This is a genomic window from Tabrizicola sp., assembly GCF_041911175.1.
Taxonomy (GTDB): domain Bacteria; phylum Pseudomonadota; class Alphaproteobacteria; order Rhodobacterales; family Rhodobacteraceae; genus Tabrizicola.
In genome coordinates this window covers 21,840-46,401 of the sequence record NZ_JAYRPN010000147.1, presented here as the reverse complement: position 1 = coordinate 46,401, position 24,562 = coordinate 21,840, and the positions used below count along the sequence as shown (strand labels likewise).

At 67.6% G+C, this 24,562-nt stretch carries 26 protein-coding genes; 9 read left to right on the top strand and 17 right to left on the bottom strand.

All coding sequences use genetic code 11. From position 1 onward, the window contains the following. Positions 1 to 45 precede the first annotated feature (45 nt). Positions 46 to 723: an orotate phosphoribosyltransferase gene (locus tag ACE3P6_RS20280; RefSeq protein WP_374398230.1), complete on the bottom strand. Its 678-nt coding sequence runs from the start codon at positions 721 to 723 to the stop codon at positions 46 to 48. Positions 724 to 774: 51 nt separating this feature from the next. Continuing rightward, a complete protein-coding gene (gene pyrC, locus ACE3P6_RS20275) occupies positions 775 to 1,815 on the bottom strand; it encodes a dihydroorotase (RefSeq protein ID WP_374398229.1) in 1,041 nt (346 codons plus the stop codon). Between the two features lie 88 nt (positions 1,816 to 1,903). On the opposite strand from pyrC, the gene ACE3P6_RS20270 reads away from it, so the two are divergent. Next, positions 1,904 to 2,299, top strand: a complete 396-nt coding sequence (locus ACE3P6_RS20270; protein ID WP_374398228.1) for a lysozyme inhibitor LprI family protein — start codon at positions 1,904 to 1,906, stop codon at positions 2,297 to 2,299. On the opposite strand, the gene ACE3P6_RS20265 is transcribed toward ACE3P6_RS20270, so the two are convergent. The 3 genes from ACE3P6_RS20265 to ACE3P6_RS20255 all read right to left on the bottom strand — a co-directional run bounded on the left by ACE3P6_RS20265 (position 2,296) and on the right by ACE3P6_RS20255 (position 5,720). After that, positions 2,296 to 3,213, bottom strand: coding sequence for a phosphoadenosine phosphosulfate reductase (locus ACE3P6_RS20265; RefSeq protein WP_374398227.1), 918 nt, complete (start codon positions 3,211 to 3,213; stop codon positions 2,296 to 2,298). The two genes, ACE3P6_RS20270 and ACE3P6_RS20265, sit on opposite strands and share 4 nt — an antisense overlap. 164 nt (positions 3,214 to 3,377) lie before the next feature. Beyond that, positions 3,378 to 4,403: a glycosyltransferase family 2 protein gene (locus ACE3P6_RS20260; protein WP_374398226.1), complete on the bottom strand. Its 1,026-nt coding sequence runs from the start codon at positions 4,401 to 4,403 to the stop codon at positions 3,378 to 3,380. 96 nt (positions 4,404 to 4,499) lie between these two features. Next, on the bottom strand, positions 4,500 to 5,720 hold the full coding sequence (locus ACE3P6_RS20255; RefSeq protein WP_374398225.1) for an acyl-CoA dehydrogenase: 1,221 nt from the start codon (positions 5,718 to 5,720) through the stop codon (positions 4,500 to 4,502). 87 nt (positions 5,721 to 5,807) lie between these two features. Between ACE3P6_RS20255 and ACE3P6_RS20250 the strand changes: the two genes are divergently transcribed. From ACE3P6_RS20250 to ACE3P6_RS20225, 6 genes are all read left to right on the top strand, one after another. After that, on the top strand, positions 5,808 to 6,743 hold the full coding sequence (locus tag ACE3P6_RS20250) for a LysR substrate-binding domain-containing protein (RefSeq protein ID WP_374398235.1): 936 nt from the start codon (positions 5,808 to 5,810) through the stop codon (positions 6,741 to 6,743). Then, positions 6,740 to 7,645: an AAA family ATPase gene (locus ACE3P6_RS20245; RefSeq protein WP_374398224.1), complete on the top strand. Its 906-nt coding sequence runs from the start codon at positions 6,740 to 6,742 to the stop codon at positions 7,643 to 7,645. The genes ACE3P6_RS20250 and ACE3P6_RS20245 overlap by 4 nt, the downstream gene beginning before the upstream one ends. 65 nt (positions 7,646 to 7,710) lie before the next feature. Beyond that, entirely contained in the window at positions 7,711 to 8,961 is a 1,251-nt protein-coding gene (locus ACE3P6_RS20240; protein WP_374398223.1) for a VWA domain-containing protein, read from the top strand. Between the two features lie 147 nt (positions 8,962 to 9,108). After that, a complete protein-coding gene (locus tag ACE3P6_RS20235) occupies positions 9,109 to 11,394 on the top strand; it encodes an OmpA family protein (protein ID WP_374398222.1) in 2,286 nt (761 codons plus the stop codon). A gap of 91 nt (positions 11,395 to 11,485) precedes the next feature. Continuing rightward, on the top strand, positions 11,486 to 12,472 hold the full coding sequence (locus ACE3P6_RS20230) for an XdhC family protein (RefSeq protein WP_374398221.1): 987 nt from the start codon (positions 11,486 to 11,488) through the stop codon (positions 12,470 to 12,472). After that, on the top strand, positions 12,473 to 13,471 hold the full coding sequence (locus ACE3P6_RS20225) for a molybdopterin-binding protein (RefSeq protein ID WP_374398220.1): 999 nt from the start codon (positions 12,473 to 12,475) through the stop codon (positions 13,469 to 13,471). A gap of 52 nt (positions 13,472 to 13,523) precedes the next feature. On the opposite strand, the gene infC is transcribed toward ACE3P6_RS20225, so the two are convergent. Continuing rightward, complete coding sequence (gene infC / locus ACE3P6_RS20220; RefSeq protein ID WP_374375627.1) at positions 13,524 to 14,063, bottom strand: translation initiation factor IF-3; 540 nt, start codon at positions 14,061 to 14,063, stop codon at positions 13,524 to 13,526. Between the two features lie 208 nt (positions 14,064 to 14,271). Here infC and ACE3P6_RS20215 point away from each other — a divergent pair, with 208 nt between their 5' ends. Continuing rightward, on the top strand, positions 14,272 to 14,799 hold the full coding sequence (locus ACE3P6_RS20215) for a hypothetical protein (protein WP_374398219.1): 528 nt from the start codon (positions 14,272 to 14,274) through the stop codon (positions 14,797 to 14,799). A 205-nt stretch (positions 14,800 to 15,004) separates the two neighbouring features. Here ACE3P6_RS20215 and ACE3P6_RS20210 read toward each other — a convergent pair whose 3' ends face one another. From ACE3P6_RS20210 to ACE3P6_RS20190, 5 genes are all read right to left on the bottom strand, one after another. After that, a complete protein-coding gene (locus ACE3P6_RS20210) occupies positions 15,005 to 15,826 on the bottom strand; it encodes a ferredoxin--NADP reductase (protein WP_374398218.1) in 822 nt (273 codons plus the stop codon). Positions 15,827 to 15,901: 75 nt separating this feature from the next. Then, a complete protein-coding gene (locus ACE3P6_RS20205) occupies positions 15,902 to 16,318 on the bottom strand; it encodes a DUF934 domain-containing protein (protein ID WP_374398217.1) in 417 nt (138 codons plus the stop codon). Further along, a complete protein-coding gene (locus ACE3P6_RS20200) occupies positions 16,315 to 17,067 on the bottom strand; it encodes a phosphoadenylyl-sulfate reductase (protein ID WP_374398216.1) in 753 nt (250 codons plus the stop codon). Before ACE3P6_RS20200 ends, ACE3P6_RS20205 begins: the two co-directional genes overlap by 4 nt. Further along, positions 17,057 to 18,727, bottom strand: coding sequence for a nitrite/sulfite reductase (locus tag ACE3P6_RS20195; RefSeq protein WP_374398215.1), 1,671 nt, complete (start codon positions 18,725 to 18,727; stop codon positions 17,057 to 17,059). Before ACE3P6_RS20195 ends, ACE3P6_RS20200 begins: the two co-directional genes overlap by 11 nt. A 4-nt stretch (positions 18,728 to 18,731) precedes the next feature. After that, positions 18,732 to 19,037, bottom strand: coding sequence for a DUF2849 domain-containing protein (locus tag ACE3P6_RS20190; RefSeq protein ID WP_374398214.1), 306 nt, complete (start codon positions 19,035 to 19,037; stop codon positions 18,732 to 18,734). A gap of 144 nt (positions 19,038 to 19,181) precedes the next feature. Here ACE3P6_RS20190 and ACE3P6_RS20185 point away from each other — a divergent pair, with 144 nt between their 5' ends. Beyond that, positions 19,182 to 19,643: an Lrp/AsnC family transcriptional regulator gene (locus ACE3P6_RS20185; RefSeq protein ID WP_374375622.1), complete on the top strand. Its 462-nt coding sequence runs from the start codon at positions 19,182 to 19,184 to the stop codon at positions 19,641 to 19,643. Positions 19,644 to 19,686: 43 nt separating this feature from the next. Here ACE3P6_RS20185 and ACE3P6_RS20180 read toward each other — a convergent pair whose 3' ends face one another. From ACE3P6_RS20180 to ACE3P6_RS20155, 6 genes are all read right to left on the bottom strand, one after another. Beyond that, positions 19,687 to 20,862 carry a cytochrome P450 gene (locus ACE3P6_RS20180; RefSeq protein ID WP_374398213.1) on the bottom strand — a complete coding sequence of 392 codons (1,176 nt, stop codon included), beginning with the start codon at positions 20,860 to 20,862 and terminating at the stop codon, positions 19,687 to 19,689. Further along, a complete protein-coding gene (locus ACE3P6_RS20175) occupies positions 20,859 to 21,776 on the bottom strand; it encodes a DMT family transporter (protein ID WP_374398212.1) in 918 nt (305 codons plus the stop codon). Before ACE3P6_RS20175 ends, ACE3P6_RS20180 begins: the two co-directional genes overlap by 4 nt. Before the next feature lie 50 nt (positions 21,777 to 21,826). Then, a complete protein-coding gene (tpiA, locus tag ACE3P6_RS20170) occupies positions 21,827 to 22,570 on the bottom strand; it encodes a triose-phosphate isomerase (protein ID WP_374398211.1) in 744 nt (247 codons plus the stop codon). A gap of 92 nt (positions 22,571 to 22,662) precedes the next feature. Continuing rightward, positions 22,663 to 23,022, bottom strand: coding sequence for a HesB/IscA family protein (locus ACE3P6_RS20165; protein ID WP_374371658.1), 360 nt, complete (start codon positions 23,020 to 23,022; stop codon positions 22,663 to 22,665). 24 nt (positions 23,023 to 23,046) lie between these two features. Beyond that, positions 23,047 to 23,862 (bottom strand): DUF3307 domain-containing protein, encoded by an 816-nt coding sequence (locus ACE3P6_RS20160; protein ID WP_374398210.1) that lies wholly within the window; start codon positions 23,860 to 23,862, stop codon positions 23,047 to 23,049. Next, positions 23,859 to 24,488 carry a hypothetical protein gene (locus tag ACE3P6_RS20155; protein ID WP_374398209.1) on the bottom strand — a complete coding sequence of 210 codons (630 nt, stop codon included), beginning with the start codon at positions 24,486 to 24,488 and terminating at the stop codon, positions 23,859 to 23,861. Before ACE3P6_RS20155 ends, ACE3P6_RS20160 begins: the two co-directional genes overlap by 4 nt. Positions 24,489 to 24,562: the final 74 nt, after the last annotated feature.

The window sequence follows — 24,562 nt, the reverse complement described above, 5'->3', positions numbered from 1 at the left end:
TCTAGTGGGCGCTCGTCCGCCGTCGCCGGGCGTGCGGAGGAAGAATCAGCCCTTGCGCGCGTCCTGCCAGGCGCGGGGGGCTTTCAGGAAGCTTTCCACCTCCGCCAGCGTGCCCGCATCGAACGCGCCTTGCGCCCGCGCCTCGGCCAGCACGTCCCACCAGGTGCAGAGGTGATGCAGTTTCACCCCATGCGCGCCGAGCTTCGCCTCGGTGTCCGGGAAGATGCCGTAGTAGAAGATCACCGCCGTATGGCCGCAACTGGCCCGGGTCTCGCGGATCGCGTCGACGAAGCTGAGCTTGGAGCCGCCATCGGTCGTCAGGTCCTCGACCAGCAGCACGCGCTGGCCCTCGGTCATCGCGCCCTCGATCCTTGCGTTGCGGCCATAGCCCTTGGGCTTCTTCCTCACATAGGTCATCGGCAGCGCCAGCCGTTCCGCGACCAGCGCCGCGAAGGGAATGCCCGCAGTCTCGCCGCCGGCGATGTTGTCGAAGGCCTCGAACCCGGCCTCGCGCATGATGGTGACGGCAAGCAAATCCATCAGGGTCGAGCGGATGCGCGGGTAGCTGATCAGCTTGCGGCAGTCGATGTAGGTCGGGCTGGGCAGGCCCGAGGCGAGCGTAAAGGGCGTCTCGGCGTTGAAATGCACCGCCTTGATTTCGAGGAGCGCGCGCGCGGTCAGCCGGGCGATTTCATCCTTGGGCGGGAAGGCGGAGGGGATCATGCGCAAGCCTTTCAAGCGTCTAAAAATTTTCGCGAAAATTTTTAGACTTGGTCAGGGGAGGACGTGCCAATGCACGGGGAAGCCGGGGTCGAAGACGGTGACGGGGCCGACCTCGGAGATGATCTTCGCAGGCCAGACGCAGGGCTCGGCCCGCTTCTCCAGCGCGATCGTTCCCGTGTTCACCGGCAGGCGGTAGAAAGCCGGGCCGTTCCGCGACGCGAAGCCCTCCAGCTTGTCCAGCGCACCCTCTTCCTCGAAGACATGCGCCAGGAGGCTCAGCGTATTCGTCGCCGTGAAACACCCCGCGCAGCCGCAGGCATGTTCCTTCAAGGCGTCCACATGCGGCGCCGAGTCGGTGCCGAGGAAATACCGGGGCGAACCCGAGGTCGCCGCCTTGCGCAAGGCCAGCCGGTGCTTCTCGCGCTTGGCGACAGGCAGGCAGTAGTAATGCGGCTTGATCCCGCCCGCGAGGATATGGTTGCGGTTGATGATCAGGTGATGCGTCGTGATCGTCGCAGCCAGCGTGTCGCCGCCCTCCGCCGCATAGGCCACGCCTTCCTCGGTGGTGATATGCTCCATCACCACCCGCAGCTCCGGCAACCGGCGGCGCAGCGGGGCCAGCACCCGGTCGATGAACACCGCCTCGCGGTCGAAGATGTCGACCTCCGCGCTCGTTACCTCGCCATGCACGCAGAGCGGCAGCCCGATCCGCGCCATCGCCTCCAGCACCGGCATGACCCTGTCCAGATCGCGCACCCCGGACTGAGAATTGGTCGTCGCCCCCGCCGGATAGAGCTTCACCCCCTTGACCAGGCCCGACCCAGCCGCGCGTTCCACATCCGCCGGGTCTGTCCCCTCGGTCAGGTAGAGCGTCATCAAGGGCTCGAACGCCGTCCCCTCGGGCAGGGCCGCCAGGATGCGCTCGCGATAGCCCGCGGCATCGGCCAAGGTCACCACCGGCGGCACCAGGTTCGGCATGATGATCGCGCGGGCGAAATGGCGGGCGGTTTCCGGCAGCACGGCCTGCAGCATCGCGCCGTCGCGCAGGTGCAGGTGCCAGTCGTCGGGGCGGGGCAGGATGATCCGTTGCATGGGCGGCAGGTAACGCAAACCCGCCCCCGTTTCCAGTGGCATCGCGCGGCCCGATGCGACAGGATCGCCCGCAAATCAGGAGACCCGCATGTTCCGCCCCTTCCTCGTCCTCGCCTGCCTTTCCCTTCCCGCCGCCGCGCAGGAGATCGACTGCGCCAACGCCGTCACCCAGCAGGACATGAACCAGTGCGCCTACAATGACTGGGAGGCCGCCGATGCCGACCTCAACACCGCCTACAAGCGCGCGATGACTCTTCTGAAAAGCTGGGATGCCGACCTGCCGCAAGCCGAACAGGGTGGGGCAGAGGCCCTGAAGGAAGCCCAACGCGCCTGGATCACCTTCCGCGACAGGGCGTGCGAGGCCGAGGGCTATGCGATGAAGGGCGGGTCAGCCGAGCCGCTTCTGGTCTACGGCTGCATGCGGCAGTTGACCGAGGACCGCACGGCGCAACTCGTCGCCTTCACCGACAGCTACGGCAACTAGACCGCCTCACCCGTCAGCTCTTCCAGCCGCCGCGCGAAACTTGGCGCATTCAGCCGCGCGGTGACAGACCGGCAGATCTTGACCTCGCGCTGCGGATGCCCGGAGAGCCGCGCCGTCGCCAGGACCGACCGCAGGTAGCTCCCGTTCGACCGCCGCCCGCGCCAGAGCCAGGAGAAGCGGTCGGCCGACATCTTGCCCTCCATTGCCGCTTCCAGGATCCGGTCCAGCACCTTCATCTCGCGCAAGGTGTCCTCGGTCCCCTCGCCGGTATAGCGGGCGTGCAGCTGCGTCACCCAGGGCCGCTGGAACAGCGCCGCGTGCATCGCATCGGGCTGGTGCAGTGGATCATGGATCAGCCAGACCTTCGCAGCGCTTTCCGTCATGTCCGGCGCATAGCCGTAGCGACCGCGGAAGTTGATCCGCCGCGCGATCCGGTGGCGTTCGTCCCAGCCCGCCAGACCGGGGTCCAGCGTGGCGCGCGGCGCGATCAGCACCAGTTCCGCCTGCGGCGCGGTGATCGAATAGGCCGCCGCCGCATAGCCCGCCGGCCCCGCGCCGTAGAACACCACCCGGTCGAAATCCTCCAGGAACCCGTCATCGGCCAGCCGGTCGAAATAGCGAAAGACCGCCGGGTCGCGCCACCAGGTCTCGCCCTCGGCGAGGATGGTCAGCATCGACCAGCCCCGGTTCTGCGCCAGGTCGAAATGCTCGGGCAGCTTGCTCTCGCGCTCACGCAGCGAGGCCGCATCCTCGAAGGTCACCAGAAGCAGCGGGCGCTCTTCGGCGAAGAAGGCATAGTGCTTGTCCCCAAGCGGCAGGAAGTCGCCATCCCCCTCTGCGATCTTGAGCATCGGGCGCTGCCAGTCAGGCGGCTGGGCGGGATTCGTCATGGCGATCGGTTCGGTCTTGGGCATGTCTCGGCTCGGTTCCCGGGACTCTGGCGAGAGAATACGGCCACCACAAGGCCTTGCGGTGGAAACATTCGCCCCGGATTCAGCTCTTGCGGTTGCAGTACGGCACCATTCCGGCGGCATGACAACCCATGGTTGCAATGCTGCCGCAATCCGCCGACGGGTAGTCACGACCGTCCGATATGCGGTTTCCAGATCGTCTCCGCCTCGGCCCGATCCAGCACCCGAGTCGGTCCGGCCATCAGGATCTGGCCATAGAGGCTGCGCCAGGCGTCCTCCTGCATCAAGGCCCGGAACCGGGCGTGCCGCCAATCCACCGCCGCGCGGTGCAGCGGGCCCAGAACTGGGTCGGCGTGCAGGCCCGCCCTCAGGTCTTGGCTGTCCAGAAGCAGAATCGTCCGATCCTCCTCCACGTTGAAATTCCGCTCGATCCAGTAGCCCGCATCAAGACCGCCATCGGCATGGACCGCCCGGCCCCGGTCGCGCTTCAGGACGAAACTCTCCACCGCGCCAAGGGGATAGTGGTTCAGCTGCACCAGCGCATGATTGTCCCGCCCGACGTCCGAGAAGATCCGCCCCCGGTGGAACGCCGCCGGTAGCATCCGTCCCGACCCGTCGAACCAGCGCTGCCCCGTCGTCCTCCCCGCCACCGGGGCACGGGGGCGATGCACGCCCAGCTTGCCGTAGCTGCCGTCGTTCCGGACCAGGGTCTTGAACAGCTGCGCCCGCCAGGGCCAGTGCAGCACATGCGGCGCGGCGCGGGTGAAGGTCTCCGTCACCGGCGCATCAACGTAAGCGACCACGCCCGCATTGCCGAACAGCCGCCAGGTCAGCGTGATCGCGGTTGCTTGCGGAAGCGCCGCCAGCAGCGCCGGAAGCGTCCGGTCGCCGACATGGACGTTGACGAACTCGTCGATGTCGAGCGGCAGCACCCGGTCCGCCGCCGTCACCAGCGGGTGCCGGTCCGCCCGCTTCAGCGCCGACCATTGCGGCCCTTCGCCGTGCGGGCCGGGGTTGCGCAGATGCACCAGCCAGCCCAATTTCTCCAGCCGGTCCAGCATTGCGTCCGTCCCGTCGTCGCAATCGTTGGAGAAGACCAGGAAATCGGTGACCCCGCAGGCCCGGTGATGCGCCAGCCATTCCAGCAGGAACGCGCCTTCGTTCCTGACGCAGAGGACGGTCGTGATCTTCACCACGCCCGCCCTTTCATCTTTGCGAAAAATATCCCCGCCGGAGGCATCCGACCTCTCCACCCGCGCCACGCCCGAAGACGTAGCACGGAGGCCAGATCAGAAGAAAGCCTGCAGCCCGGTGATCGCCCGGCCCAGGATCAGCGCATGGACGTCATGCGTGCCCTCGTAGGTATTCACCGTCTCCAGGTTCACCATATGGCGCATGACCTGGAAATCTTCCTGGATGCCGTTGCCGCCATGCATGTCGCGCGCCCAGCGGGCCGCCTCCAGCGCCTTGCCGCAGTTGTTGCGCTTGACGATCGAGATCATCTCCGGCGCCGCATTGGCCTCGTCCATCAGCCGCCCGACGCGCAGCGAGGCCTGCACGCCCAGCGAAATCTCGGTCAGCATGTTGGCAAGCTTCAGCTGGTAGATCTGCATCCCGGCCAGCGGCTTGCCGAACTGCTTGCGGTCAAGCCCGTACTGCCGTGCCGCCGTCATGCAGAACTCGGCAGCCCCCATCACGCCCCAGGAAATGCCATAGCGCGCCCGGTTCAGGCAGCCGAACGGCCCCTTCAGCCCCTCGACATTGGGCAGCAGCGCGTCTTCGCCGACTTCCACATCCTTCAGCACGATCTCGCCGGTGATGGACGCCCGCAGCGAAAGCTTCCCCCCCACCTTCGGCGCCGTGAGGCCCTTCATGCCCTTGTCCAGCACGAAGCCCTTGATCTTGCCGCCATGCGCGTCCGATTTGGCCCAGACCACGAAGACATCCGCGATGGGCGCGTTGGAAATCCACATCTTCGCGCCGTTCAGCACATAGCCGTTGGCGGTCTTCTTCGCCGTGGTCTTCATCCCCGCCGGGTCCGACCCCGCATCCGGTTCGGTCAGGCCGAAGCACCCGATCCACTCGCCTGACGCGAGCTTCGGCAGATACTTCTTGCGCTGCGCCTCGGTGCCGTAGGCATAGATCGGATACATCACCAGGGACGACTGCACCGACATCATCGACCGATAGCCCGAATCGACCCGCTCGACCTCGCGCGCGACCAGCCCGTAGGCGACATAGGACGCGCCCAGCCCGCCGTATTCCTCGGGGATCGTCACGCCCAGAAGCCCCATCTCCCCCATCTCGCGGAAGATCGCCGGGTCGGTGGTCTCGTCGCGATAGGCCGCGATGACGCGCGGTTGCAGCTTTTCCTGCGCATAGGCCCGCGCGCCGTCGCGCAGCATCCGCTCTTCCTCGGTCAGCTGGTCGTCCAGCCGGAAGGGATCTTCCCAGTCGAAGCGGCCCAGATCGGGGGCATCCTTGGCTTTCAGTTTCGGTTTGTCGGACATGGCGCATCTCCTTCTTTGCGCGGGATCATTGCAGAAAAGGGCAGGGCAGGCTATCGAAAGCCCTGCACGGGTTCATGAGGGAAACTCATAATGCTGCCCCGCCGCTACCTGCCGCCGATCCCCGCATTGATGGCGCTGGAAGCCGTCGACCGCCTCGGCACCGCCTCCGCTGCGGCCGAGGAACTCAGCCTCACCCAGGGCGCCATCAGCCGCGCGCTGCAGGGTCTGGAACAACAACTCGGCGTCCAACTCCTGACCCGCGAACGTCAGCGCCTGCGCCTGACCCCCGCGGGCCACGACTATGTGGCCGAGGTGCGAAAAGCCCTGCACCTCCTCGCCTCCGCCAGCATTACGCTCCGCGCCAACCCCACCGGGGGAAGCCTCAACCTCGCCATCCTCCCCGCCTTCGGGATGCACTGGCTCGCCCCCCGCCTCGCCCGTTTCGCGCAAAGCCACCCGGAGGTCACGGTCAATCTCTCCACCCGTCTCCGCCCCTTCGACTTCACCGGTTCCAGCTTCGACGCCGCCATCCACTACGGAAGGCAGGACTGGCCCGGCGCCGACAGCCTGAAACTCATGGACGAGGACATCCTCGCCGTCGCCGCCCCCGGCTTCCCTCCGCTCGCGCAGGCGACCGACATCCTGCGCCACCCCCTCCTGCAGCTTGAATCCCGCCCCGGCGACTGGGGCCGCTGGCTGGCCCATCACGGCTCTCCCGGCCTCCGCCCCCCCGGCATGATGTTCGACCAGTTCGCCACGCTCACCCAGGGCGCGATCCACGGCATGGGCGCCGCCCTCATCCCCACCTTCCTGATCCAGCGCGAACTGGCCGAGGGCCGCCTGATCGCCGTCTTCGGCCCCCCGATCCGCGCGCTCGGTTCCTACCACCTCGTCTGGCCCGCCACGCTCCCCGAACGCGCGCCGCTCAGGTCCCTACGACTATGGTTGCAAGCCGAGGCCGCCGATCCCGCCTTGACCCCCTTCGCCCCGCCCGCCACTCTGCCCGGACAGGAGGCCCCGTGACCGCACTCCCCGCCAGCATCGACGCCGTGGAAACCCTGCTCGCCAGCCAGGGCTACGTCGCCTCCCGCGCGCTGGCCACCGTCGTCTTCCTCTCGCTCAAGCTCGGTCGCCCGCTCTTCCTCGAAGGCGAGGCCGGCACCGGCAAGACCGAGATCGCCAAGACCCTTGCCACCGCACTGAACCGCCGCCTGATCCGGCTGCAATGCTACGAAGGCCTCGACGCCGCCTCCGCCGTCGCCGAATGGAACTTCGCCGCCCAGATGATCGCCATCCGCACCGCCGAGGCGACCGCCGACCGCGACACCCTGCAGACCCAGCTTTTCACCGAAGACTACCTGATCGAACGGCCCCTTCTCGCCGCCATGCGCCCGCAGCCCGGCGGCGCCCCCGTGCTCCTGATCGACGAGATCGACCGCACCGACGAACCCTTCGAGGCCTTCCTGCTCGAAGCCCTCTCCGATTTCCAGGTGACGATCCCCGAACTCGGAACGATCAAGGCCCCCGAACCCCCCATCGTCATCCTCACCTCCAACCGCACGCGCGAGGTGCATGACGCCCTGAAACGCCGCTGCCTCTACCACTGGGTCGACTACCCCTCCTTCGACCGCGAACTGCAGATCCTGAACGCCCGCGCGCCCGAGGCCCAGACCAAGCTCTCCAGCGAAGTCGTCGCCTTCGTGCAGAAACTCCGCCGCGAGGACCTGTTCAAACGCCCCGGCGTGGCCGAAACCATCGACTGGGCGAAATGCCTCCTTGCCCTCGACGTCATCGCGCTTTCCCCCGAAGTCATCTCCGACACGCTCGGCGCGATCCTGAAATACCAGGACGACATCCAGAAACTGCAAGGCTCGGAAGCAAGACGCCTCCTCGACGAGGTCAAGCGCGACCTGGTCCCGGCATGACCTTTCATACTGGCGCAAATATCCTCGGGGGTCCGGGGGTGGAAAACCCCCGGGGGTAGGCCCAGATGACGACCTATCCCGATCTCGACATTCCCGAAGAGGGCAAGCTCGCCCGGAACATCGCCCATTTCGCCCGCGCGCTTCGTCGGGCGGGCCTGCCCGTCGGCCCCGACCGCACCCTCGATGCCGTGAAAGCCGTCGCTGCCGCAGGCTTCGACCGGCGCGAGGATTTCTACTTCACCCTGCAAGCCATCTTCGTCTCCCGCCCCGAGGAACGCGCGCTTTTCGCCCAGGTCTTCCGCCTGTTCTGGCGCGACCCGCGCTATCTCGATCAGATGATGTCGCTGCTTCTGCCGCAGGTCCAGGGCGTGCAGGAAGACCGCATCGCCCGGGCCGCCGAGAAACGCGCCGCCGAGGCGCTGCTCGACGGCCAGCTTCCGCCCCCGCCGAAAGTCAACAGCGAAGGCGAGCAGATCGAGATCGACGCCAGCGCGACCATGTCTTCGGAAGAACGCCTGAAAACCCTCGATTTCGAGCAGATGTCGACCGAGGAGATCGCCGAAGCCAAACGGATGCTGGCGAAACTCGCACTCCCCGTGCAGCCGCTGAAAACCCGCCGCTCCGCCCCCTCGACTCTCACCGCGCGCATCGACGCCCGCCGCACGCTCCGCGAAGCGATGCGCACCGGCGGCGAACTGACCACCCTGAAACACAAGGCCCCCGTCCCGCGCTGGCCGAACCTCGTCGTCCTCTGCGACATTTCCGGCTCGATGGCCGACTATTCCCGCATGGTCCTGCATTTCGTCCATGCCGTCGCCAACCGGAAGGGGCAGGGCTGGGCCAGGGTCCATGCCTTCACCTTCGGCACGCGCCTCACCAACATCACCCGCCACCTGCGCGCCCGCGACGTGGATGCCGCGCTGAAAGCCGCCGGCAGCGAGGCGCAGGACTGGTCCGGCGGCACCCGGATCGGCCAGTCGCTCCATGCCTTCAACCGCGACTGGTCGCGCCGGGTGCTGGGGCAGGGGGCGGTCGTCCTCCTCATCACCGACGGGCTCGACCGCGACGACACCGCGCTGCTGGCCCGCGAAGCCGAACGCCTGCACCTGTCCTGCCGCCGCCTGATCTGGCTCAATCCGCTTTTGCGCTGGACCGGCTTTGCCCCGAAGGCGCAAGGCATCCGGGCGCTCCTCCCGCATGTCGACAGCTTCCGCGCCGGGCATTCCATCGCCTCGCTGGAAGCGCTTGGGCGGGCGATCTCGGAAAAGGACGACAGGGGAGAGAAGGACCGCCTCCTCGCGCTCTTGCGAAATTAGGCGGCTCTCCGCGCAAGTTATGCGCTGGCAAGTCCGTGATATCGCATATCAGGCAGATGCGCCCTTTGTTATGCCTGTCGGGGCAAACGGGAACCGGACCGACTCGTGGTGGTTGTCCCGCAAGCCCTTCAAAATGAGGACTGGTGAATGAGAAAGCTTCTGGTATCGACGACGGCCCTTTCGGTGGCCATCAGCCCGCTCGCCACCGTGCCCAGTTTCGGGCAGGTGATGAACGAAGACGGATCGGTCAGCGGACCCGACGGCGCGGTGCTCTGCGTGCCCACCGCCGACGCCGCTTGCGACCTGGATGCGATCATCGCACAGCTCAAGGCCGATGCCGCCGCAGCCGCTGCCGCCCAGGCCGAAGCCGATGCCGCCGCAGCCGCTGCCGCGCAGGCAGAGGCCGATGCCGCCAAGGCCGCCGAGGAACAGGCCGCAGCAGAAGCCGCTGCCCAGGCCGAGGCGGACGCCAAGGCCCAGGCAGAAGCCGATGCCGCCGCCGCAGCGGAAGCCGCTGCTGCGGCCGAGGCGGAAGCCAAGGCTCAGGCAGAAGCCGATGCCGCCGCCGCTGCCCAGGCTGAAGCGGAAGCCCAGGCCCAGGCCGATGCCGATGCCGCGGCCGCAAAGGCGGCCGAAGAGCAAGCCGCCGCCGAAGCTGCCGCTCAGGCCGAAGCCGATGCCGCTGCCGCTGCTGAAGCTGCGGCGCAGGAAGCCGCACCTGCGGAAGAACCTGCGACTGAAGAAGCCGCGCCTGCGGAAGAGCCGGTCGTCGACCAGGCCCCCGCCGAGGAGCCTGCGGTAGAATCCGCCCCGGCGGAAGAGCCGGTCGTGAACGAAGCCCCGGCGGAGGAACCTGCCGTCGAGGAAGCCGCCCCGGCTGAAGAACCTGCGGTTGAACCGGCCCCGGCTGAAGAACCGGTCGCCGAAGAACCTGCGGCTGTCGAGGAACCGACGGCGCAGGAACCGGCTGCAGAGCCCGCAGCCGAACCTGCGACCGAAGAGCCCGCTGCCGAACCTGCGACCGACGAGCCCGCCGCCGAACCCACCGGCGAAGCGGTTGCCCCGGATGCCATCATCGACTCGGCCACGGGTGAGGTCGTCGACCCCGCCGTCGCCGCCGCTGCCGTTGCCGCCGCCGAGGCCGAACTCGTGGCACCCTCGGGCGAGATCGTCGACCCGGCTGCTGGCCTGAAGGTCGCGGAGCCCGACCCGGCGGTGGTGGCCGAGCCGGTCGAAGCGCCGGTCGTGTCGGAAACCGAGGTGGAAGGCCTGACCCAACTCCTCACCGCCGATCCGACCGCCATCGACCCCTCGTCGCTTGGTGCAGCGGCGCTTGCCTCCGCGCCGCCGTCCGAGGATGCGAAGGAGATTGCCAAGGCCGACCCGGCCTCGCTGGTGGCGGACGTCACGGAAACCCTAACGGCGGACAACACCCGCAGCTCGGCCCAGGAATTCGCGGCTGCGCCAAAGGCGCTCGCGGGGGGCAAGAAATCCGGCCTCTCCGATCTTGAAAAGGCCGGTCTCCTCGTCCTTGGCGCCCTCGCCGTCGGTGCGATCATCAAGAACAACCGCGAGGCCGCCGCCACCGACACCACCGTCTCGACGATGGGCGACAGCCGCGTCGTGTCGAACACCGGCGACCGGGTGATCGTGCTGCAACCCGACGGCACCTACCGCGTGCTGAAAGACGACGACACCGTGATCCGCCGCCCCGGCTCGACCGTTCGGACCGAGACGTTCAAGGACGGCTCCACCCGCACCATCGTCCAGCGCGGCGACGGGACGCAAGTGGTGACGATCCGCGACGCGACGGGCCGGGTCCTGCGCCGCGCGACCTATGACGACATGGGCCGCGAGATCGTGCTGATCGACGACCTGGCGACGGAAGACCCGGTCTACGTCCGCGACCTGCCGAAGCCGAAGAAGCGCATCGTCATCTCGTCCAAGGACGACGACGCCGCCCTGAAGCGCGAGCTTGCGGCGCTGGAAGCCGACAGCGCAGGCCGCAAGTTCTCGCTGCGCCAGATCCGCGAGATCCCGGAAGTCCGCGCCCTGGCCGCGACCATCGACGTCGAGCCGGTGAAGTTCGCCTCCGGTTCGGCGGCGGTGGGCGCGAAGGAGGCCCGCAACCTCGCCGACCTCGGTCGCGTCATGCAGCAACTGCTGGACGACAACCCGCGCGAGGTCTTCCTGATCGAAGGCCACACCGACGCGACCGGCAAGGCGGCGATGAACCTCGCGCTCTCCGACCGCCGCGCGGAATCGGTGGCGCTGGCCCTGACCGAATACTTCGACATCCCGCCAGAGAACATGGTCGTCCAGGGCTATGGCGAGACGGAGCTTCTGATCGACACCCAGGAAAGCGAAGCCGCCAACCGCCGGGTCGAGGTTCGGGTGATCACGCCCTTGCTGCGCACCAAGACCCGCGGCTGAGGCCACCCCCTACCAAAGTCGCGCCGCGGGCCCCCCTGCGGCGCGTTCATTTCTGTGGCAATGACCTTCGCGCGGACGCATACTTTCCGCCATGACCCCTGCCTCCCATGACCAGATCCCCGAAGCCGCGCTTGCCTGGGTCCGCGCGGGCAAGGGTGCGGCACTCGCCACCGTGATCGAGACCTGGGGCTCCGCCCCCCGTCCCGCGGGCAGCCAGCTTGCCATCTCGGGCGAAGGCGAGATGACGGGCTCCGTCTCCGGCGGTTGCGTCGAGGGCGCGGTGATCGCCGAGGCGCTCGACGCCCTTGCCGACCGCAAGCCCCGCATCCTGACCTTCGGCGTCAGCGACGAGACCGCCTTTGCCGCCGGCCTCGCCTGCGGGGGGACCATCCGCATCCTCGTCGAACCCGTGGGCGACGGCCCCGAGGCCCTGCCCGAACCGCTCCTTGAAGCCCTGACCGAAGCCCGCGCCGCCTCCCGCGCGCTGGCCATCGTGACCACGCCCGCGGCCTGGACCCGGGCCCTCATCACTCCGGGCGAGGACCCCGCCGCCGACGCCCGCTTCAAATCCGACCGCTCAGGGCTGGAGGAGGATGGCCGCTTCATCGCCATCCACAACCCGCCCTTGCGCCTGATCGTCATCGGCGCGGTCCACATCGCCCAGCCGCTGCTCGTCATCGCCCGCACCTGCGGCTATGCGCCCACCCTCATCGACCCCCGCGCCGCTTTCGGCTCCGCAGCCCGCTTTCCCGGCGAAACCATCCTCGACGACTGGCCCGACGAGGCGCTGGCGAAACTCGCTCCCGACGCCCGCACCGCCATCGTGACCCTGACCCACGACCCGAAGCTCGACGACCCGGCGATCCGCTTCGCGCTCAATTCTCCCGCCTTCTACCTCGGCTGCCTCGGCTCCACCCGCACCCATGCCAAGCGCGTCGAGCGTCTGGCCGCAGCAGGTTTCACCCCCGACCAGATCGCCAGGATCCACGCCCCCGTCGGCCTGAACATCGGCGCCCGGACGCCCTCGGAGATCGCCGTCAGCGTCATGGCCCAGATCACCGAAACCCTGCGAACCTAGATGCGCTTCGGTCCCATCCCCCTTGCGGAAGCCGAAGGCACCATCCTCGCCCATTCCGTCGCCCTGCCTGCGGGCCGCCTGCGCAAGGGCTGCATCCTCGGCCCCGGGGAAATCGCCCAACTCCAGGCCACCGGGCGCAGCGAGGTCATCACCGCCCGCCTCGACGCAGATGACCTACACGAAGACGCCGCCGCCCTGGCCATCGCAAAGGCCCTCGTCCCCGATCCGCAAGCCGCAGGCCTCGACCTCCGCGCCGTCGGCACGGGCCGGGTGAACCTCCATGCCCAGGTGGCAGGAGTGATCGAGGTTCTCGCCCCTCGCGTCGAGGCGCTGAACGCCGTCGATCCGATGATCACCCTTGCCACCGTTCCGCGCTGGCAGCGGGTGACGGCGGGCGAGATGGTGGCGACCGTCAAGGTCATCGCCTACGGCGTCGCGCGGGCCTCGGTCGACGCCGCCTGCACCGCCGGAGCTTGTGCCCTGCGCCTGCATCCGGCCCGGCTGTCCCGCGTCGCGCTGGTTGAAACCCACACCGACCCGACCGCCCGGCCGCTCAAGGCATCGGCCATCACCGACCGGCTCGCAGCGCTTGGGGCCGGGCTCATCACCCACCTGCACAGCCCGCACCGCGAGGCCGACCTTGCCGCGACGATTGCCGCCGTCAACGGGGCCGAGCTGATCCTGATCCTCACCGCTTCTGCCACCTCGGACCCGGACGACGTGGCCCCCGCCGCCGTCCGCCGGGCAGGGGGCAGGGTTCATCGCTTCGGAATGCCGGTCGACCCCGGCAACCTTCTTTTCCTCGGCAGCCTCGGGGAAACCCCGGTCATCGGCCTGCCTGGCTGCGTCCGCAGCCCTGCGCTGAACGGGGCCGACTGGGTGCTGGAGCGGCTGATCTGCGGTATCCCCGTCACCGCGGAGGACATTGCCGGAATGGGCGTCGGCGGCCTGCTGAAGGAAATCCCGATCCGGGGTCGGTTGCGCGAGATGCGGGAGTAAAGGTCCAAAAATTTTCTAGAAAATTTTTGGACCCCGGTCGAGTCCGTCGGCCCTATTTCGGCGCGACCATCATCACCATCTGACGGCCTTCCAGCCTGGGAAAGCTTTCGATCTTGCCGATCTCGGCCACGTCGGCCTCGACCCGCTTCAGCAGTTCCAGCCCAAGCTCCTGGTGCGCCATTTCGCGCCCCCGGAAGCGCAGGGTGACCTTCACCTTGTCGCCTTCCTCCAGGAACTTCACCACCGAGCGCATCTTGACGTCATAGTCATGCGTATCGGTGCCGGGACGGAACTTGATTTCCTTGATCTCGATGATCTTCTGCTTCTTGCGGGCTTCCGCCTCGCGCTTCTGCGTCTCGTACTTGAACTTGCCGAAGTCCATGATCTTGCAGACCGGCGGCACGGCGGTCGGCGAGATCTCGACCAGGTCCAGTCCGGCTTCCTCGGCCATCTGCATCGCGCGGGCAGGGGTCACCACCCCGACGTTTTCGCCATCCGCACCGATCAGGCGGATTTCCGGAGCGCGGATGCGGTCATTGATGCGGGGACCGGTTTCGCGTTGCGGCGGGGCATTGTGCGGTCTGCGGGCTATGGTAGTCGTCCTTTGATGGTTGATTGCGCGGCGGCAATCTAGGCGAGGGCGCGCTGCTCTGCAACCCGGCTGGCCGACCTGGGGTCGAGAAATCCGCATGTTTCCGGCGTTTTTCGCCGTGCTGCATCGCAGCACCCTTTTCATTTGGGAACCAAGCTGGCATATGACCCGCATCCGGGCGCTCGCTCCGGTCATGGGAGTATATGACATGAACAGAACCGTTATCATCGGCGCCATCGTCGTCCTTCTGGCCGCTGGCGGCTATTACCAGTTCAGCTACAAGCCGGCCCAGGAAGCCGCTGCCGAGCTGAAAGCCGCGGAAGAGAAGGCCGCTGCGGACGCCAAGGCTGCTGAAGAAGCCGCTGCCAAGGCTGCCGAAGAAGCTGCCGCCACCGCGCAGAAGGCCGCTGACGAAGCCGCCAAGGCTGCCGAAGGCACTGCCGCTGCTGTTGAAGGCGCTGCCACCGACGCCGCCACCGCTGTCGAAGGCGCCGCGACCGACGCAGCCGCTGCCGTCGAAGGCACCGCCACCGATGCGACCGCCGCCGCGACGGACGCTGCCGCCGCGCTGGATCCGGCCAACTTCAACGCGGACGCCGTTGTGGCGCTGATCGACGGCTCGACTCTCGACGACGCGACCAAGGCCACCCTGAAGACCGCCGTCGAGGCCGCCAAGGCCAACCCGGCGCTGGTCGCCGACACTGTCGCGCAAGTGAAGACCGCGCTCGGCATGTGATCCTCGGCATCCGCCGAAACCGGAAAGGCCGCGATGGGAAACCCTCGCGGCCTTTTTCTTTGCGCGGTCTCGGTGCCGCTGTGCCACGCAAAAGGCCGCAGGATTTGCCCGCGGCCCGATCACTCCAGAGGTTAACCCCACCCTAACGCGGCTTTGCAACCCATTGAATTTGCTTGCTCGGAAAATCTGTCCACCGTGGACAGGGTCAGATTCCGTCGCCCACGAAGGCCTTCTCGACGACATATTCCAGCGGCTCGGAATTCGCCCCTTCCCGCAGCCCGAACTTCTCCAGCACCGCCTTGACGTCGTGGTTGAAGGCCAGGCTGCCGCAGACCATCGCCCGGTCTTCCTCGGGGTCCATCGGGGCAAGGCCAAGGTCGGCGAAGACCTTGCCGCTGGTCAGGTTGTCGGTGATCCGCCCCATCCTTGGCGAAGCCTCGCGGGTCGTCGTCGGGTAGTACAGGAGCTTGTCCCCCACCAGCTCGCCGATCAGCGGGTCGTCCTTCAGGCTCTCCACCAGCCGCCGCCCGTATTCCAGCTCCGCCACCTCGCGGCAGGTGTGCATCATGATGACCTGATCATACTTGTCGTAGGTCTCCGGGTCGCGCATCAGGCTGGCGAAGGGCGCGATCCCGGTCCCCGTCGCGAGGAACCAGATCCGGCTTCCCGGCAGCAGGGCATCATGGACCAGCGTTCCCACCGGCTTCGGGCGCAGGATGATCTCGTCCCCCACCTTGATATGCTGGAGCTTCGAGGTCAGCGGCCCGTCCGGCACCTTGATCGAGTAGAACTCCAGCTCTTCGTCCCAGCTGGGCGAGGCGATGGAATAGGCCCGCAGAAGCGGCTTCCCGGTGTCGCCCAGAAGCCCGATCATCACGAATTCGCCCGAGCGGAACCGCAGGCTGGCAGGCCGCGTCACGCGGAACGAGAACAGCCGGTCGGTCCAGTGGGTGACAGCGGTCACGGTCTGCGCGTCGGGCAGGTGGGGTTTCGCCTGGGGGGTGTCCATCTTCACGGTCTCGTTCATCGTTTCGCCCTCCATAGGCGAGCGGACGCGGCAAGGGAAGCCTTCCCCCTGCGGCGAAATCTCGGGGACAGGAAATCAGGCGCGGAGCCTGGCCTGGTAGTGGTTCGCCTGCCAGTCGGCGGCGCGGAACTGCCACTGCTCGGCGGGCTGGCGGGCGGCGATCTCGGCCGGGATTTCGGCCCCGTCGAAGCCCACCCGGCGCAGCATCGCGTACTGGTCGGCGATCACCGGCCCGAAGGCCAGCAGCTGCCCGGTATAGCCCAGCATCCGCAGCTTTCGCGCGACGGTGAAGGCGCGGCCGTCGTTGAAGGCGGGGAAGGCCACGCGGATCAGGGTCAGCTGGTCCAGCCGCCCGACCAGCGCCTCGGGATCGTCGGTGTTCGACAGGTCGACCGAGGTCTGGTCGGTCAGGTCTGCCAAGGCGACGATCTCGCGCACGGGGGCGGGGGCGAAGCCCGCGTCGGTCACGAGGACGGTCTGGGAAGCGCTCATGCCGCGTTCTCCTTCGGAACTTTCACGGCCTTGCCGTCGATGAAATGGATGCCGCATTCGGTCTTGGCCTGCCCGCGCCAGCGCCCCGCGCGGGGGTCCTCGCCGGGCTTCACCGGGCTGGTGCAGGGCGCGCAGCCGATCGAAGGGTAGCCCTTGGCTACCAGAGGATGCCGGGGCAGGCGGTTTTCGACCATGTATTCCTCAAGGTCCTCGCGGCCCCAATGCGCCAGCGGGTTGACCTTGATGCGGAAGTCGCCTTCGTTTTCGAAGAAGTCGATGGTGCCACGGTCGGCGTTCTGGAACCGCTTGCGGCCGGTGATCCAGCCATCGAACGGCGCAAGGGCGCGCTCCAGCGGTTCCACCTTGCGGACGTTGCAGCAGGCGTCGGTCGAGAACTGGTGCAGCGTGCCGTCAGGGTCTTCGAAATTCACCCGCGCGGGGTTGGCCCGGATGGTGCGGATGTCGCAGAGATGCAGCTTCTCGGCCAGATCGCGCTGGTAGTCGAGCGTTTCCTGGAACAGCATCCGGGTGTCGATGAACAGGACCGGCGTCTCGGGCGCGATGACGCTGACGAGGTGCAGCAGCACCACCGATTCCGCCCCGAAGGAGGAGACCAGCGCCACCCGGCCCAGGTCGTCGTCCTTCAGCGCATGTTCCAGCACCGCCGTCGCCGAATGGTGCTTGTAGCGCGCATTCAGCGTGGCGACCCGGTCGGCAACCGGGCCTTCGTGACGCCCGTCACGCGGCATCTTGAGCGTCTTCCGTATCGTAGAGCGCGGATTTGAACGGCTCCATGCCCACCCGCTTGAAGGCTTGCAGGAAGGTCTCTGCCGGTTCCTGCCGCAGCCCGAGATAGGCGCGCAGGATGCGTTCGATGGCGGGCACGATCTCGTCATAGGCGAAGCCCGGCCCGGTCTTCTCGCCGATCACCGCGTCTTCGGTGCCGTCGCCGCCGAGGGTGATCTGGTAGTTCTCGACCCCGGCGCGGTCGAGGCCGAGGATGCCGATATGGCCGACGTGGTGGTGCCCGCAGGCGTTGATGCAGCCGGAAATCTTGATCTTCAGCGGGCCGATCTCATGTTCCAGCTTCAGCGCCTCGAAATGCGTCGCAAGTTCCTGCGCGACGGGGATCGAGCGGGCGGTGGCCAGCGCGCAATAATCCATGCCGGGGCAGGCGATGATGTCGGACAGGAGCCCGACATTGGCGGTGCCGAGACCGGCTTTCATCAGCATGGCATGTAGCGCGGGCAGGTCGGACTTGTGGACATGCGGCAGGATCACGTTCTGCTCGTGGCTGATCCTGAGGTCGCTGTGACCGTAACGTTCCGCCAGGTCCGCCAGCAGGCGCATCTGGTCGGAGGTCGCGTCGCCGGGCGTCAGGCCGGGAGCCTTCAGGCTGACGGTGACGATGGCATACTGGTCGTTGTGGTGCCGGGTCAGGTTGGTGTCGGCCCAGGCGCGGAACACCGGGTCGGCCTTGTGGAAGGCGTCATAGGCGTCGGTCGGCGCGTCGCGGAAAGCGGGGGGGGCGAAGGCCTCGCGGATGTCGGCGAGAAGCTTCTGGTCGTTGCCGCCGAAAAGCGGGCGCAGCCGGGCGAATTCGGCCTCGATCATGCGGGTGATCTCGTCCTTGCCGGTCTCGTGCAGGGTGATCTTGATCCGCGCCTTGAACTTGTTGTCGCGTCGGCCAAGCGTGTTGTAGACGCTGAGGACAGCCTCGACGTAAGGAAGCAGGTCGGCTTCCGGCAGGAAGTCGCGGACGGTCATCCCGACCATCGGAGTCCGTCCGAGGCCGCCACCGACGATGACCTCGAACCCGGGCTCACCGGCGGCATTGCGGACCATGCGCAGGCCGATGTCATGGGCCTTGGTCACGGCGCGGTCATGCGGCGCGCCGGTGATGGCGATCTTGAACTTGCGCGGCAGGAACTGGAATTCCGGGTGGTCCATCGACCACTGGCGCAGCAACTCGGCGTATGGACGGGGGTCGGCGATCTCGTCCGCGGCGGCCCCGGCGAAGTGGTCGGCGGTGACGTTCCGTACGCAGTTGCCAGAGGTCTGGATCGAGTGCATTTCCACATCGGCCAGCGCGGAGAGGATCGCGGGCACTTCGGGCAGTTTCGGCCAGTTGAACTGGATGTTCTGCCGGGTGGTGAAATGGCCATAGCCCTTGTCCCAGGTGTCGGCGATATGGGCCAGCTGGCGCATCTGGCCGGGGTTCAGCGAGCCGTAGGGGATCGCGATCCGCAGCATGTAGGCGTGCAGTTGCAAGTAGAGCCCGTTCATCAGGCGCAGCGGGCGGAATTCATCCTCGGTGAGGCTGCCGTCCAGCCGCCGTTCGACCTGATTGGTGAACTGCGCGACGCGGGTGCGGACGAAGGCTTCGTCGAAGTCGGAGTAGGAATACATCAGGTCAGCTCGCGAGGTCGGCTTGCTTGCCGTGGTTGTAGTTCGAGGGGCCGCGGGTGCGGAATTCCTCGCGGAAATGGGTGGGCTCGGGGCCTTTCGCGCCCGGCTTTGCATCGGCCAGATAGGGGCCGACGACAAGCAGTTTCTGCGCGGCGGCATGCAGAAGCCGCATCTGGGCATGGGCCTCGTCCTCGATCAGCTCGGCCTCGTGATGGAAGGCGGACCAGCGGTCATCGGTGGTCAGGTAGACCACGTCGCCTTCGCGCAGGCGGTTGGCGGTCACGATCTTCGGCGTGAAGCGGCGGCTCATCTTCGGGGTCCTCGGCCAAGGAATGATGCCATCAATATAGAATATTTTCCCGGTTGGGGACCAGTGGCCCTTGCAGATAAGGATGTGTGTTCCGATAGTGACAGGGATGGGAACCGCTGTTCCGGGATATGGGGAAAATCAGGAATGACCGCCGCGCTGGACGATCTGGACCGGAAAATCCTGTCCGAACTGCAACAGGATGCCGAGCAATCGCTGGACGAAATCGCGCGGAAGGTGGGGTCGTCGAAGACCCCGGTCTGGAACCGGATCCGCCGGATGCGCGAGCAGGGGGTGATCACCCGGACGACCGCGATCCTGGATGCCGAGGCCTTGGGGCTGGAGGCCTGTTTCTTCGTGCTGATCCGCACCTCGGAGCATGAGGCGGAGTGGCAGCGTCGTTTTCTCAAGGCGCTGCGCGAGCGGCCCGAAGTCCTGGAGGCGCATCGGCTGGCGGGGGACATCGACTATATCCTGAAGGTGCGGGTGAAGAACGCGCGGGCCTATGACACCTTCTACCAGGCGCTGATTTCCGAGGTGCGGATCTATAACGTGACAGCCCTTCTGAGCATGGAAGAGATCAAGTCGACGACCGTCCTGCCGCTGTGAGGGCAGGAGCCTCCGGCGGGGATATTTGGGCAAAGATGAACGGTCAGGCGGTGACGCGCAACTCGCTGAGGCCGTGGAAGTGGTAGACGTCGCCGTATTCGGGCTTCGCGGCCAAGGCGAGCTTGGGGTGGCGCTGGAACAGGATTGGCAGGGCGATCTGGAGTTCGAGGCGCGCGAGCGGAGCGCCGACGCAGAAATGCAGGCCGGCGCCGAAGGTCGCGAGCGGTTTTGGCGGGCGCGAGGGGTCGAAGCGGGCGGGCTGATCCCAGACGCCGGGGTCGCGGTTGGCCGCGGCGAGGAGAAGGCCGACCTGGTCGCCACGGCGGAAGGTGTGGCCCATCACCTCGATGTCCTCGTAGGCCCAGCGGGTGAACATGTGCAGCGCGGGATCGTAGCGGAGGATTTCCTCGACCGTTGCCTCCACGCTGTCGGGGGCGAGGGCGGCGAGGGGCGTCCGGGTTTCGAGCAGCGTCTTCACCCCGTTGCCGATGGTGTGGACGGTGGCTTCGTGGCCCGCGTTCAGCAGGAGGATGCAGGTGGTGATCAGCTCGTCGGTGGAGAGCTTCTCGCCCTCGCTTTCCGCGGCGATGAGCTGGGTGATCAGGTCGTCGGCGGGCCGGGCGCGGCGGTCCTCGACATAGGCGCGCAGGAAGGCGACGAAAGCCTCGGTCGCGGCAACCGCCTTGTCCTCCATCGCGCGGGTGCGACCGGCCATGTACATGCCGACCATCGCGTTCGACCAGTGCAGGAGGTCCGGCGCCATCTCCTCGGGCACGCCGAGGAGGCGGGCGATGATGCGGACGGGCAGGGGCTGGGCGAAGGTTTTCAGAAGATCGAATTCGCCTTGCGGGGCGGACCCGGCAAGTTCGGTTGCGAGTGCGGTGATGTCGGGGGCAAGCCCGGCAATCCGGCGCGAGGTGAAGGCGCGCAGGACAAGGTTGCGCAGGCGGGTATGGCGGGGCGGCTCCAGCTCCAGCATGGAATGCGCCTCGACCGCGTAGAACGGGGCGAGATGCGGCGGGATGGCCGGGGGCACCACCGGCTCGCGGCCGAAGCGGCGGTCGCGGAATATGGCATTCACCGCAGCGGCATTGCCGGTGCAGGTCAGGTTGTAATCCGCCCAGCGGAAGAAGGGGCCTGCGGCGCGGGCGCGTTCGTAGAACGGGTAGGGGTCCTGGACGAAGGCCGGGTCAGTGGGTGATTGCGAAAGCTCGATCATTGCCGCGTGCCCCCCAGAAGCCCCTGCGCGATGGCCGCGCCGGTCACCACGATGGCCGCCCCCAGCGTCTGCCCCCAGTTCCACGGGCCGCCCGCCAGGAAGACCATCAGCATGACGTAGAACGGCACCGCGTTCATGTGCATCGAGGCCGCGCCGATGCCGATCCGCCCGACCGAGACGATCCAGAGGAGCTGGGAGACGGCCATCGAGCCGATCCCGAAGACGGCAAGGCCGCCGAACTCCGGCCAGCCGATCGCGGCCCAGTCCGGCCATTGTCCGCGCAGCACGCCATCGGCCAGGGCGGCGAGGGTGGCGACGATGGCCCCGCCCGCGATGGTGATCGTGCTGCGGCCAAGCGGGGTAAGGTCGGGGAAGGCCTTCACCGTCTCGCGCGAGCCCCAGGTGTAGAGCGCGACCGAGGCCAGCGCGGCAAGGACGCCGATGCCGAACCGGACCTCGCCCTCGGCCCCGTTGACGGCGATCAACCCACCTGCGACCGACAGCACCAGCCCGATGGCCAGCGCACGGGTGAAGGGGCGGTGGTCGGCCACGCATTCCAAGAGGATGCCGATCACCGGCATGATCGCGCTGACGATGGCGACGGTCACCGGGTCGTTGTAGCGCAGCGCGATGATCACGAAGAACGAGGCGAGGCCGAGGGTGACGAAGCCCACCCAGGCGCCCTTGAGCCAGTTCGCGCCAAGGACCGCAGCCTTGCCCTCGACAAACCACCAGACCGGCAACAGGACCGCTGCCGCCAGCAGGGCGCGGGCGGCGGTCAGGGCCACGGGCGGCATGTGCGGGATGATCAGGTCGGCGGCCGGAAGGCCTGCGGCCCAGATCACCATCGAGGCCAGGCAGATCAGGTTTGACGCAACCAGGGTGCTGCGCGGCGCGGTGTCGAAGGTGGTCATCGGCTGAACCTAGTCCGGGGCGGCGGGCCGGGCTGGCCCGTCCGCGACAGTCAGGCGGCGGAAAGCGCGTCGACGATGGCGCCGAAATCGGCAGCCTTCAGGCTGGCCCCGCCGACGAGCGCCCCGTCGACATGCGGAACGGCGAAGATCTCGGTCGCGTTCGAGGGCTTGACCGAGCCGCCGTAGAGGATGCGCACGCCTTCGGCCTCATCCCCGATCAGGCCGCGCAACCGGCCGCGCAGGAAGCTGTGCACCTCGGCGATCTCGGAGAGCGTGGGGGTGCGGCCGGTGCCGATGGCCCAGACGGGCTCATAGGCGACGACCAGGTTCGCGGCGGTCGCGCCCATCGGGATCGAGCCGTCGATCTGGGCCCCGATCACCGCCAGGGTCTTGCCCGCATCGCGCTCGGCCTCGGTCTCGCCGATGCAGACGATGGCGATCAGGCCCGCATCCACCACGGCTTCCGACTTGGCGCGAACCTGGGCATCCGTCTCGCCGTGATCGGTGCGGCGCTCGGAGTGGCCGAGGATCACATGGGTCGCGCCCGCGTCCTTGAGCATCGCCGCAGAGATGTCGCCGGTATGCGCCCCCTGCGGCCTGGCGTGGCAATCCTGCGCGCCGACCTGCAGGGCGGTGCCCTTTGCGGTCTCGGCCATCCGGGCGATCAGCGTGGCGGGCGGGCAGAGCAGCATCTCGCAGGCCGGGGCAGGGTGGGCGGCAAGAAGCGCCGTGACCTCGGCCAGCGAGGCCTTGGTGCCATTCATCTTCCAGTTCCCGGCGGCGAGTTTCTTCATGGTGCAATTCCTTCTGCGCGTGGCACACGCCTAGCGTGTTGGCGCCCGAAGGAAAAGACGGCAGATCGCGAACAATCCGTCCCGGCGGGCGTTCAGGCGGCGGGCGTATCGCGGAACTTGATCGACTCGCCGCAACCGCAGGCCTCGGCCACGTTCGGGTTGCGGAACTTGAAGCCGCTTTCGACAAGGCCCGTCTCATAGTCGATCTCGGTCCCGATCAGGAACATCTGGGCCATCGGCGCGATCAGCACCCGGGCACCGTCCTGTTCCACCACCTCGTCCAGCGGATTGACCGCGGCGACATATTCCATCGTGTATTCCATGCCCGCACAGCCGCCCTTCTTGACGCCGATGCGCAAGCCTTGCGACCCCTCGCGCTGCATCAGCCGGGTGATCTGGCGCGTGGCGGCGGGGGTCAGGGTGACGGCGGCTTTGCCGGGAATGCCGAACATGGGGGATGCTCCTTTGTCCCCAATCTAGGGCGTCGCGGGCGGAATTCCAAGCGGGGGCAGCAGCGTCAGGACCGCAAGCACCGCATAGGCCACGATCAGCGCCCAGCCGAACGAGGCGAGCGTGCCAATGATGACGTATTCCGAGAGCCTGCGGTCGTCCTTGACCGCGCCGAAGCGCAGGATGGATTTGGCGGCGATCAGCAGGCCCACGCCCTGCGCCTGGCCGAAAAGGACCAGGGCGAAGATCAGCCCGCGTTCCAGGTGGCCGATCACGCGGCCCGCGCCGGGCAGGCTTTTCCCGGCGTCGCCCTTGCCGAGATGCGGGGCGAAGGGCTCCATCAGGAGGCCGACCGCGAAGCCCCCGGCGCGAGTGGCAAGGATCAGGCCGGTGAGAAGCACCATCAGCGCGGGCAGCTGGGTGACGGGCAGCGCGGCCTCGCTGGACCACAGGCCAGTGCCGAGGATGCCGCTGTCGTCGCCGGTGACGATGGCTCCGGGCGCCCAGAACCCTTGCGCCCAGAGGTCGGGGAGCCAGAGGGTGAGGGCGAGAAGGCTGACGAGGTGCAGCCCCTGGTCGATCAGGAACAGGGTGAGTCCGCCCGCAGTCTTCCAGGCCGCCCGCAGCACCAGCTTGCCGGTGTCGATGCCGATGTGGATCAGCGCCAGAGCCAGCAGGGCAGGGTGGACCGATCCGGTCGCGGCGACGGCGGTGGCGTAGACGATGGCCATGTGCAGGCCCAGCGCCAGCGGATTGCGCTTGTTCAGGGCCATCCAGTTGGACTGAAAGGCGAAATCGGCGAGGGTATGGGCGAAAAGGAGGGCGATGAAGGTTTCGGTCATATGTCGCCCCAGGAATGACCCTCGAAGGCCGCGAGCGCCGACATCAGGGCGGGGAAGCCCGCCCCTGCCAGACGGGCATGGATCGCCTGCCGCGTGATGCCCAGACGGTCGGCAAGGTCGGCCTGCGTCTGCCAGCCGGGCACCAGCGCCAGCGCCACGGCCTCGGCCTGCGGCGGCGACCAGCGCTCCGAGACGAACTCGATCAGGTGAAGGGCGCCGTCCAGCCAGGGGGCAACCGGTGCGGGCGCGCCGAGCTGGCCAAGGCGTCGTCGGCTGGACAGGTCATCCAGCGCCTGCCCGGAGCGGAGGAAGGCACTGCCGGAGGCCGCGCCAAGCTCTCCTTCGGCCAGATCGTCGATCTCGCCCAGCCCGATGACGAGGCGCGTCCCCGGCCCGGTCGTGGTGGCAAGACGGGCGATGAGCGCAATGGCGAGCCGCAGGGCCATCTCGGGCCGGGAGGTGACAAGCTGCCATCCATCGCCCCGGAAGCGGGTGAAATGCGCAGGCCCGGTGATCGGCTGAAGCTCGGCCGCCATATTGCGCAGGCTGTCCAGCGCGGCGGCGGTCTCGGCGGCGGGAAATCGCCGCGACCGGACCAGATCCCCAAGAAGAACCGCGCCTTGCATCGGAAGGAGCAACCTTTGATGGCTTCCAGAGAAGGCTATATGGCTTTCTTTTCTAAAAGCAAGCTTTTTATTTT

Excerpts from the sequence above, each read along its gene's own strand:
- ACE3P6_RS20280 (WP_374398230.1), bottom strand. The coding sequence starts at position 723 with ATGATCCCCTCCGCCTTCCCGCCCAAGGATGAAATCGCCCGGCTGACC.
- pyrC (WP_374398229.1), bottom strand. The coding sequence starts at position 1,815 with ATGCAACGGATCATCCTGCCCCGCCCCGACGACTGGCACCTGCACCTG.
- ACE3P6_RS20270 (WP_374398228.1), top strand. The coding sequence starts at position 1,904 with ATGTTCCGCCCCTTCCTCGTCCTCGCCTGCCTTTCCCTTCCCGCCGCC.
- ACE3P6_RS20265 (WP_374398227.1), bottom strand. The coding sequence starts at position 3,213 with ATGCCCAAGACCGAACCGATCGCCATGACGAATCCCGCCCAGCCGCCT.
- ACE3P6_RS20255 (WP_374398225.1), bottom strand. The coding sequence starts at position 5,720 with ATGTCCGACAAACCGAAACTGAAAGCCAAGGATGCCCCCGATCTGGGC.
- ACE3P6_RS20240 (WP_374398223.1), top strand. The coding sequence starts at position 7,711 with ATGACGACCTATCCCGATCTCGACATTCCCGAAGAGGGCAAGCTCGCC.
- ACE3P6_RS20235 (WP_374398222.1), top strand. The coding sequence starts at position 9,109 with ATGAGAAAGCTTCTGGTATCGACGACGGCCCTTTCGGTGGCCATCAGC.
- ACE3P6_RS20230 (WP_374398221.1), top strand. The coding sequence starts at position 11,486 with ATGACCCCTGCCTCCCATGACCAGATCCCCGAAGCCGCGCTTGCCTGG.
- ACE3P6_RS20225 (WP_374398220.1), top strand. The coding sequence starts at position 12,473 with ATGCGCTTCGGTCCCATCCCCCTTGCGGAAGCCGAAGGCACCATCCTC.
- ACE3P6_RS20215 (WP_374398219.1), top strand. The coding sequence starts at position 14,272 with ATGAACAGAACCGTTATCATCGGCGCCATCGTCGTCCTTCTGGCCGCT.
- ACE3P6_RS20210 (WP_374398218.1), bottom strand. The coding sequence starts at position 15,826 with ATGAACGAGACCGTGAAGATGGACACCCCCCAGGCGAAACCCCACCTG.
- ACE3P6_RS20205 (WP_374398217.1), bottom strand. The coding sequence starts at position 16,318 with ATGAGCGCTTCCCAGACCGTCCTCGTGACCGACGCGGGCTTCGCCCCC.
- ACE3P6_RS20200 (WP_374398216.1), bottom strand. The coding sequence starts at position 17,067 with ATGCCGCGTGACGGGCGTCACGAAGGCCCGGTTGCCGACCGGGTCGCC.
- ACE3P6_RS20195 (WP_374398215.1), bottom strand. The coding sequence starts at position 18,727 with ATGTATTCCTACTCCGACTTCGACGAAGCCTTCGTCCGCACCCGCGTC.
- ACE3P6_RS20190 (WP_374398214.1), bottom strand. The coding sequence starts at position 19,037 with ATGAGCCGCCGCTTCACGCCGAAGATCGTGACCGCCAACCGCCTGCGC.
- ACE3P6_RS20185 (WP_374375622.1), top strand. The coding sequence starts at position 19,182 with ATGACCGCCGCGCTGGACGATCTGGACCGGAAAATCCTGTCCGAACTG.
- ACE3P6_RS20180 (WP_374398213.1), bottom strand. The coding sequence starts at position 20,862 with ATGATCGAGCTTTCGCAATCACCCACTGACCCGGCCTTCGTCCAGGAC.
- ACE3P6_RS20175 (WP_374398212.1), bottom strand. The coding sequence starts at position 21,776 with ATGACCACCTTCGACACCGCGCCGCGCAGCACCCTGGTTGCGTCAAAC.
- tpiA (WP_374398211.1), bottom strand. The coding sequence starts at position 22,570 with ATGAAGAAACTCGCCGCCGGGAACTGGAAGATGAATGGCACCAAGGCC.
- ACE3P6_RS20165 (WP_374371658.1), bottom strand. The coding sequence starts at position 23,022 with ATGTTCGGCATTCCCGGCAAAGCCGCCGTCACCCTGACCCCCGCCGCC.
- ACE3P6_RS20160 (WP_374398210.1), bottom strand. The coding sequence starts at position 23,862 with ATGACCGAAACCTTCATCGCCCTCCTTTTCGCCCATACCCTCGCCGAT.
- ACE3P6_RS20155 (WP_374398209.1), bottom strand. The coding sequence starts at position 24,488 with ATGCAAGGCGCGGTTCTTCTTGGGGATCTGGTCCGGTCGCGGCGATTT.